The organism is Phyllobacterium sp. TAF24 (assembly GCF_052113785.1).
Classification (GTDB): Bacteria; Pseudomonadota; Alphaproteobacteria; order Rhizobiales; family Rhizobiaceae; genus Phyllobacterium.
This window is the reverse complement of sequence record NZ_JBFRDN010000008.1, coordinates 148,554-157,855: the sequence shown is the minus strand read 5'-3', so window position 1 is coordinate 157,855 and position 9,302 is coordinate 148,554. Positions and strand designations below refer to the sequence as shown.

General features: G+C 54.8%; 5 protein-coding genes and 1 pseudogene. 2 read left to right on the top strand and 4 right to left on the bottom strand.

All coding sequences use genetic code 11. The features are described 5' to 3' along the window. Positions 1–211 (top strand): annotated as a pseudogene (locus AB4Y96_RS09810) (hypothetical protein); the annotation flags it as partial. A gap of 128 nt (positions 212–339) precedes the next feature. Here the strand turns inward: AB4Y96_RS09810 and AB4Y96_RS09805 are convergent. The 4 genes from AB4Y96_RS09805 to dnaG form a co-directional block, all read right to left on the bottom strand. Then, entirely contained in the window at positions 340–1,050 is a 711-nt protein-coding gene (locus tag AB4Y96_RS09805) for an outer membrane protein (protein ID WP_441917007.1), read from the bottom strand. Positions 1,051–1,370: 320 nt separating this feature from the next. Continuing rightward, positions 1,371–1,997: an outer membrane protein gene (locus AB4Y96_RS09800; RefSeq protein ID WP_441917005.1), complete on the bottom strand. Its 627-nt coding sequence runs from the start codon at positions 1,995–1,997 to the stop codon at positions 1,371–1,373. A 198-nt stretch (positions 1,998–2,195) separates the two neighbouring features. Next, a complete protein-coding gene (rpoD, locus tag AB4Y96_RS09795) occupies positions 2,196–4,220 on the bottom strand; it encodes an RNA polymerase sigma factor RpoD (RefSeq protein ID WP_091877940.1) in 2,025 nt (674 codons plus the stop codon). A 305-nt stretch (positions 4,221–4,525) separates the two neighbouring features. After that, complete coding sequence (dnaG, locus tag AB4Y96_RS09790; protein WP_091877941.1) at positions 4,526–6,493, bottom strand: DNA primase; 1,968 nt, start codon at positions 6,491–6,493, stop codon at positions 4,526–4,528. 392 nt (positions 6,494–6,885) lie between these two features. Here dnaG and AB4Y96_RS09785 point away from each other — a divergent pair, with 392 nt between their 5' ends. Next, on the top strand, positions 6,886–8,556 hold the full coding sequence (locus tag AB4Y96_RS09785; protein ID WP_441917003.1) for a Na/Pi cotransporter family protein: 1,671 nt from the start codon (positions 6,886–6,888) through the stop codon (positions 8,554–8,556). Positions 8,557–9,302 lie beyond the last annotated feature (746 nt).

Genomic DNA, 9,302 nt, shown 5'->3' with positions numbered 1-9,302 from the left:
GGGCCGCCCTCATATCAGGCGCATCCTCTACATGGCGTGCCTTTCCATCATAAGGGCCAAGAGCCAGCCACTGGCACGCTTCTACCAGAAACTCAGAGCCGCTGGAAAACCCTTCAAGGTTGCAATTGTGGCCATCATGCGAAAACTCATCGTCATCATCAACGCCATCATCAAAACCGACACACCATGGAGATTAGAACACCAAATCTGATCAACACCCAAACACAGTTGCTCACCATGAGGGAGAGGTGTGATGAAAGGGAGACACGTTCGTCCCATCGTAGTCGATAAGTTTCGAGCATCGTTGTTTACCAATGGTGACGGATGAACGGCAACAGATCAATATTTCGCGCTTGTGGAACCACCGAACTTATAATTCAGACGCCCCAGCACAAGATTAGTACCGCCACCTGAACTGAAGCCCCCGACGGAGAGATCATTCGGGGTGGTGAATGTCACGCTGTGATGATCATCGAAGATGTGATTGTATTCGATACCAAGCGACCAGTTCTCAGCAAGGCCCAATTCGAGACCTGCACCCGCTGTACCGCTGATGCGGGTGTCGAAGCCGGTTTCGGATGCAAATGCACCGCCCGGTGCCAGAAACTGATAGTTTCGATTGGTGACGGCCAAACCGCCCTTTGCATAAAGCAAAACGTCGCTCCACACATAGCCCACTTGACCGGTCAATAGACCGAATGCATCCATCTTGGAGCGAACAACGCCACCCGGAACGACAAGATTGGCGTTGCTCCCGGAGATGTCGGCCCAATTGCCCTGCGCTTCCAGACCGAACACCCAGCCGCTGGTCTGCCAGCGATAGCCAATCTGACCACCGGCTGAGCCGCCGCTGGCATCGTAGCTGCTTAAGCTGCCGAGGCCATCGATCCCACGGTTATCGTGGCTTTGGCCCCAACCACCGTTAATTCCAACGTAGAACCCACTCCAGTTTCCAACCCGAACAACTGTTTCCGATGATGGCAATACCGGATCGGAAGCAAAGGCGGATGTGGAAAAAAGCAACATCGCGGTAAGAAAACCGTACTTCATTGAAAAATCCTACAAATTAAAATGAAAAAAAGATGAATAGAATCAGAATATGCATTTGAGATATATGAAGTTCTCAAAATAACCATACGACCTTCGGCTAGTACGCCCGTTCAACTTTGTATCAGGGATCTCGAACGCAAAACTCCGGGTTTCCGAGCCCAGCGTTTTACTGCAAATTATCCGGCCGATGACGCCGTCGTTTCGCGCAACCAGTCGTCGAAAACCCAGCCAGCTTCGGTGAGCGGCTCGGATGCTTGAGCTTGCGCAGTGCCTTGGCTTCGATCTGCTCTAAACATCTTCTAGTGATTAAGGTCCGGGCTCTAGTTGAGGTGGTAGGAGAGCCCCGCTCTCACTGTCCGCAATGGCAGCTTCCCACCGTCTACATCGAAATATTTCTCGCTTCCAAGGTTGATATACATATATTCTACGTTGGCCGATAATTTCGGAGTAACCATATACTCAAGGCCTCCGCCCGCAGTCCAGCCAGTATGCCAGTGACTTTCAGTTACTTTAAGGTCAAAGCCACTGACAGAAAGCCTATTATGTGCCAAAGCATACCCACCTTTCAGGTAAAACAACGCAGGATCAACAGCGATACCCACGCGACCTGTAACAGACCCAAGCGCGTTAAGTTTACTAGCCATAGTGATCCCGAAGAACTCTACTGATGCTTTGGCGTCCGCGACTCCGGCATAAACGTCGACGCCCAAGACCACCGGGCTATTTGGTATCTGCCAGTTATAGCCAAGCACACCGCCGCCAAAGCCACCATCGACACGAGGGGCGTTCTTACTATCTTCTTTTGCGTAACCGCCCATGATACCGGCATAAAAACCACTCCAGTTGTGGGCAGCGACAGGCGGTTTAGGTGTCGAAGGAAGGGCATCCGCAGCCAATGCTGCTGCGGGAGTCAGCAGAAAAATTGCGAAGAAAAAAACATACTTCATTGGCAAAAACCTTAAAACAAAACAAAATAAAAAAGACAAATAGAATCTAAGTACGCATCGATTATATATAAGATGAACAGAATTTATATTATACTTTTGACTAAGTTACAGTCTCAACTCGTGAATGCAAAAACGCCGGGCTCTGAGGCCCGGCGTTTTCTAGCAAGATATCCGGTCATAAAACCGGCGATATAACGCTTAGCTGTCGAGGAACGAGCGCAGTTTGCGCGAGCGGCTCGGGTGCTTGAGCTTGCGCAGTGCTTTCGCTTCGATCTGGCGGATACGCTCGCGCGTAACCGAGAACTGCTGGCCGACTTCTTCCAGTGTGTGGTCCGTGTTCATGCCAATGCCGAAGCGCATGCGCAGAACGCGTTCCTCACGCGGGGTCAGCGAAGCCAGAACGCGGGTTGTCGTGTCACGCAGGTTCGCCTGAATGGCCGCATCGATTGGCAGCAGCGCATTCTTGTCTTCGATGAAATCGCCAAGATGTGAATCTTCTTCATCACCCACCGGCGTTTCCAGCGAAATCGGCTCCTTGGCGATCTTCAGAACCTTGCGCACTTTTTCAAGCGGCATGGCCAGCTTTTCAGCCAGTTCTTCCGGCGTCGGTTCACGGCCAATTTCATGCAGCATCTGGCGCGATGTGCGGACGATCTTGTTGATCGTTTCGATCATGTGCACCGGAATACGGATGGTGCGCGCCTGATCGGCGATCGAACGGGTAATCGCCTGACGAATCCACCATGTCGCATAGGTCGAGAACTTGTAACCACGGCGATATTCGAACTTATCGACCGCCTTCATCAGGCCGATATTGCCTTCCTGAATGAGATCGAGGAACTGCAGACCGCGGTTCGTGTACTTCTTGGCGATGGAAATAACGAGACGCAGATTTGCCTCGACCATTTCCTTCTTGGCCAGCGCTGCTTCGCGCTCGCCCTTCTGCACCTGATTGACGATGCGGCGGAATTCCGAAATCGAGATCGCAGTTTCCTGCGCCATGTTCTGGATTTCCGTGCGCAGGTTCTTGATCGTGTCTTTTTCGTTCTTGGTGAACTCTTTCCAGCCACGGGTGGTGAGGTTGGAAACGGCCTTCAGCCAGTTCGGATCAAGTTCGTTGCCCTGATATTCCTTCAGGAAGTCCTCGCGGCGCACGCCATAGGATTCGGCAAGACGCAAGAGGCGGCCTTCATTCTGGACCAGACGCTTGTTGATGTCATAAAGCTGGGCAACCAGCGCTTCGATACGGTTCTGGTTCAGCGACAGTGACTTCACTGCCTTGATCAGCTGATCCTTCAGTTCCTTGTAGCGACGCTCCTGGCTGGGCGACAGGGAACCCGAGGCAGCGAGGCGGGCTTCCACCTGCTGGTCCTGCAGCTTGCGCAGCTTCTTATAGGTATCGGCGATAACGTCGAGCGTTTCCATGACCTGCGGACGCAGTTCAGCTTCCATCGCGGCAAGCGACAGATTGGCTTCATCGTCCTCATCATCATCGTCTTCAACGGGCGTATCACCACCAACATTGGTAATGTCATCATCGTCGCGGCGGCTGCGCGAGCGATCATTGCCAGCGGCAGGCTTTTCTTCCTCGACGCGCTCGATCACTGGAGCCTGCTTGGCTTCGGGGCCCGCATAGGTGGTTTCCAGATCGATGATTTCGCGCAAAAGAATCTGCGAGTCGTTCAAGGCATCGCGCCAGATGATGATGGCCTGGAAGGTCAACGGGCTTTCGCACAGCCCTGAGATCATCGTCTCGCGCCCGGCCTCGATCCGCTTGGCGATGGCGATTTCGCCTTCGCGCGACAGAAGCTCGACGGTGCCCATCTCGCGCAGATACATGCGAACAGGGTCGTCTGTACGGTCGGTTGGTTCTTTCTTGGTGACGGTTGGTGCGACGGCTGTGCCGGTTGCGTCGGCGAGTTCGCGAGCATCGCTCTCGTCGTCGCTATTGTCAGCCTCTTCGGCGTCCGCGTCCTGTTCGTCGTCCTCGACAACATTGATGCCCATATCACTGAGCATAGCCATCGTGTCTTCAATCTGTTCGGAAGTGACCTCTTCGGACGGAAGAACGGCATTAAGCTCGTCCATCGTCACATAGCCGCGCTTCTTGGCGAGCTTGATCATCTTCTTGACAGCGTCATCGGAAAGGTCGAGAAGCGGTCCGTCCGGCGCGCCTTCGCGCTCGACTTCTACTTCTTCGTTTTCCTTTGCTTTCGTTGCCATATTCTATGTCTCCAAGCGACGTTTCGCTTTGTTCATGCATGGGAACTAACGAGTGCGGTGGCGCACCGGTTCCCCTACAGCGTCAAGGTAGTAAATGATCGACTAGCCGAAATCCCGTTAATGCCGGATTAACCTTGTTATTCCGATGGCGAGCACATTGTATATTTGCCGTATTTACAGGTTTTTCAGCCAAACCTACAAACATCAACGCAATATTTTCAATTCCGCGCAATCTGATTCCGTCATTATTCACCCACGTCAACCCCGACTCAACTGATTCGGGGTAAAAAAGCGAATCAATTCCGTCAAAAACCCTTTCCGGAGCGTCCGGAGGGTATTCCGAAGCCCTCGATCAGTGCTTCCGTAGCTTGCGCGTTACGGATATCGTTCTGAATATCGAGCAGCCGGTTCAGGTTTTCGTCGGTTGTATCGGTGGCCAACGCGGTTTCAGCTACTTTCAGCTCTTTATGTAGTGTGCTTGCGCGCTGATGCAAGTGAACGGCCTGCCGTAATGCTTCCAGCGCGTCTTCTTCAGCGGCTTCTGCGGTGGCCGTCCACATGCGCGCCCGCCGGGCAAGCGCTTCCAGCGCCTCGATCAGCGTGCCATGTCCGGCCTCGGTCATCGCTTTGCGCATTTCAGCGCCGTCCACCACATGGTGCTCGGCCAGCGCATTCAGCATGGCCGAATGAAAGCGCTTCAGATCCGGGTGGCTGAATTCCAGCCGCACAACCGTTTCAAAATCCTCTTCGATCAGCCGGGGATGGTTGAACAGCGTCATTAATATAGCTGTTTCGCGCAAAGGCGGCGCTGCCGATGTTGTCTTAACCAGCACCGAACGAGCCAGACTGTCGGAAACCGCCAGCCGTCCCGATGCAGCGCCCCTGCCCCTTTGGCCATAACTGTTCTGGCCATAACCGTTCTGGCCATTGCCGCGCTGCCCGCCATCGCGGCGATTATTGTTATTGCGTTGATTTGACCCAAAGAACTGCTGGATACGCTCGCGCACATCCTGCGCATAATGGCGGCGCACATTTTCATCGGCAATCAGCGCCGTCATCTGCTTGAGCCGGGATTCCAGTTCAGCCCGCCGTTCGGGCGTGTCAAACACGCCGCCGCTGGTCTCGCGGGTCCACAGCATGTCGGCGAGCGGACGCGCATCGTCAAGCACCGCCTGAAATGCCTGCGGCCCTGATGCCTTGACGAGATCATCCGGGTCTTTGCCCTCGGGCAGCACGGCAAAGCGCAATGACCGGCCCGGCTTCAAAGCAGGCATGGCAAGATCAATGGCGCGGTAAGCGGCCTTGATCCCAGCCTGATCGCCATCAAAACACAGGACCGGCTCCGGCGACATGCGCCACAGGAGATCAAGCTGGTCCTCAGTCAGCGCTGTCCCCAGCGGTGCAACGGCCTGGCCAAAACCCGCCTGCGCCAGCGCGATCACATCCATATAGCCTTCAACGGCGATAACTGATTTGGCCGCCTGACCCGCCTGCGGCTGGGCAAACCTGCGCGCACGCAAAGCATTGAACAGGACCTTGCCCTTGTGGAAAAGCTCGGTTTCGTTGGAGTTCAGATATTTGGCTGGCGCATTGGGCGTCAGCGCACGGCCGCCAAAGGCAATAACCCGCCCGCGCAAATCCTCGATCGGGAACATGATGCGGTCGCGGAACCGGTCATAGGAAACAGGCTTGTCGTCGCCATAGACCACCAGCCCGCAAGCCTCGATCTGTTCCCGCGTTGCACCTTTCAGCGCCAGATGTTCCTTYAGCGCATTGCGGCTCTCAGGCGAATACCCCAGACGATAGGCATGTTGTGTGGTCGCTGACAGCCCGCGATCACGCAGATAGGCCCGCGCCTTGGCACCCGCCGCCGACTGCAACTGCTCCTCAAAGAATTTCGTCGCCATATCCATGACGTCATAAAGCGTCGCGCGCTTGGCCTCGCGTATTTCCATTTCGGCATCGCGCGCCGGCATGGGAATACCCGCCATATCAGCAACCCGCTGCACGGCCTCTGGAAAGCTCAGGCCCTCAAGCTCCGTCAGGAACTTGAAGTGATCACCCGTCACCCCGCAACCGAAGCAATGGTAGCGGCCCTTGCGATCCTCACAATGGAAACTCGGCGACTTCTCGCCATGGAACGGACAGCATGCCCAGAAATCACCCTTCGGCGCGTTGGTTTTTTTCCGGTCGAATGACACCCGCGTGCCGATCACACTGGAAATCGGTACACGCTCCCTGATCTCGTCGAGAAAGGATGGTGGAAATCGCATGCTGTTCTTCGTTCGCTCAATCTGGCGGTTCTAAAAACCGCACTGTTTTGATGGCTCGCACAGCGGTCTGCAGAACCAAATCCATATTGCATTATATCGTGTGGCGGTGGAAGGCCTGCAAGGCTGTCATCCCCTGCTCATCACTCTGATTCCGATTTAAATATCAGATTACCTTATCAACATATCAGCGCGCCTTATAGAAAGCCGGCTCATAATTTCCGATTCATCAAAAAACTGTCATAAAACTGTTACACTTTGCCAAAAACGACACAATTCTTCTTAGCCGGAACATATTTTTTCCCCTTTTGGAATGATATGTTATCTTAATAATTAGCAACTAGAATTCGTCTGGTTGTCTACCGCATTTTTCCACCTAGTCAGGATTGGCTCAAGTGAACGGTTCGACAGTTTTATTGCATCTTGCTGGTGCAGTGGCTCTTTTATTGTGGGCGACCCGCATGGTTCGCACCGGCGTCGAGCGCGCCTATGGTGAGCGTATGCGCCAAAGCCTGCGCGGCGTCCTGCACAATCCGGTTCTTGCGGTCCTTTGGGGAACGATGCTTTCCATCGCTCTGCAGAGTTCGACTGCGGTCAGCCTGCTCGTTGGTTCCTTCGTGGGCTCTGGCATTGTCAGCGGCATTTCTGGCCTCATGGCCGTGCGCGGTGCCGAGGTAGGTTCGGCGCTTGTGGTCCTCATCCTCAGTTTTGATCTGACGCTGCTGGTTCCCGTCTGTCTTCTCGCCGGTACCGTCATTTTCATGTCGACCGAACGCGGCGACTGGCGCCAGATCGGCCGCATTCTCGTCGGCATCGGTCTGCTCGTGCTTTCGCTTGAGATGACCGGTCAGGCTACAGAACCGTTGCGCAACAGCGATCTCCTGCCGGTTATCGTCAGCTATCTGAACACCGATCCGATCACCGCCTTCATGCTGGCTGCCCTGATGACATGGCTGTTTCATTCCAGCATTGCCGCCATCCTGCTGCTCGTCACCTTCGCCTCGCGCGGCTTGATCGAGCCGGAACTCGGCGTGGTCATGGTGTTCGGCGTCAATCTCGGCTCATCCTTCATTGCGCCGCTGCTCACCCGTAACGCCGCACCGCAGGCGCGTATCGTGCCCATGGGCAATCTTTTGATGCGCGGCGCCGGTTCGCTGATAATCCTCATCGCATATCTCACCTTCAAACCATCCGTGGCTTTCCTCGGCTCGGCTCCAACCGACCAGATTATCCACGCCCATATCCTCTTTAACGTCATCATTCTGCTAGCTGGTGTACCGCTGTCGGGTCTTGTCCTGAAAGCCACTAAAGCCATCGTCGCACTCAACGCCCCTGCCCCGCAGGCTCCGTCGCTGGAACAGGCGGAGATGAGTGCATTGGATGAAAGCGTGCTGGATATGCCTAATCTTGCACTTGCCAATGCCACCCGCGAAACGGTGCGCGTTTGCGAGACTGTAGAGATCATGCTGCAGCGGGTTATTGGCCTCTACGAGAACCCCGAGCAGCCCCGCATTGACGAACTATCCGGGCTTGATGACAAGGTTGACCGCAAACATGCGGCGATCAAGCTTTACCTCGCCAAGCTGACGACCCGCTCGCTCTCCCCGCAGGAGGTTGGCCGTGCGCAGGAACTGCTTGGCGCCTGCGTCAAGCTTGAACAGGTCGGCGATATCATTGTGCGCAACATGCTGGCGCTGGTGCAGAAAAAGATGGACCGCAACCTCAAATTCACCGATGAGGGCTGGCTCGAACTCAGCAATTTCCACGCCAAGGTGCTGACCAATGCACGTATGGCGTTCAACGTGCTCGTTTCGCGTGACAGCGAAATGGCACACCAGCTCGTTCTGGAAAAGGATCTCTTGCGCGATCTGGAAAAGCAGAGCAGCCAGCGTCATTTCAGCCGGTTGCGCGAGGGTACGCTGCGCAGTCTGGAAACCAGCTCGATCCACCTGGACACCATCCGCGATCTGAAGCAGATCAACTCACTTCTCGCCGCCATGGCCTATCCGGTGCTCGAAGAACAGGGCCTGCTCAACACTACCCGCCTGCGCGCGCTGAATAATTGAGTATTGCATGCAGCATCTTGCCCGCCCCCGAAGTAGGGAAGGTAAGATGATGCTTGATGCAGCTTTGTATTGGGGACACCTCCCCCTACCGGGGCGAGCCACGGCTTCCGTGGTTCGACATAACAACCATGAGGGGCTTGGGTGGATGCAATGCTGATCGCAGAGATTGCAGAACTTGGCAGCCTTCAACCTACCCCTCTCCGTCATCCTCGGGCTTGACCCGAGGACCATGATCGAGAAGCACGAAAATTGTAGTCGTTCCTTCCTCCCCCTTTGTCGTGGGTCCTCGGGTCAAGCCCGAGGATGACGGAGTGGGTTGAGGTGATGACGGAGAGAATTGAGATGTCCGGAGCTATATTCTGCAACCTTTGCGCTGCAACATCTGTGATCTGAAATGTCGGCGATTAGCGTTGCATCCTCCCTCTCCCTCATCCTGAGCTTGTCGAAGGGCGCGACAATGGTTCTGCAACCACCCATTTTCAAAAAAAATCGTGCCAACTTATCCAACACCATCCAGCCTCGCTTATTCTGATGGTGTCCTTTCCGGCGGGAATGCTCCGGAAACCTTCTGAAGTCAGGAAAGGACCGGTGATTTCACCTGCGGGGAGAACCCAACCGCAGATGGAAAGGTTTTATCTCACAAGGGTAAAACCAGTCATCGGGACGGGTGATCCGGGAGTTTTCTTGGTTGAAACAGGAAAGTTCCGGGGGAACGCACTGATTAGACTACCAATACCAAGACTTCC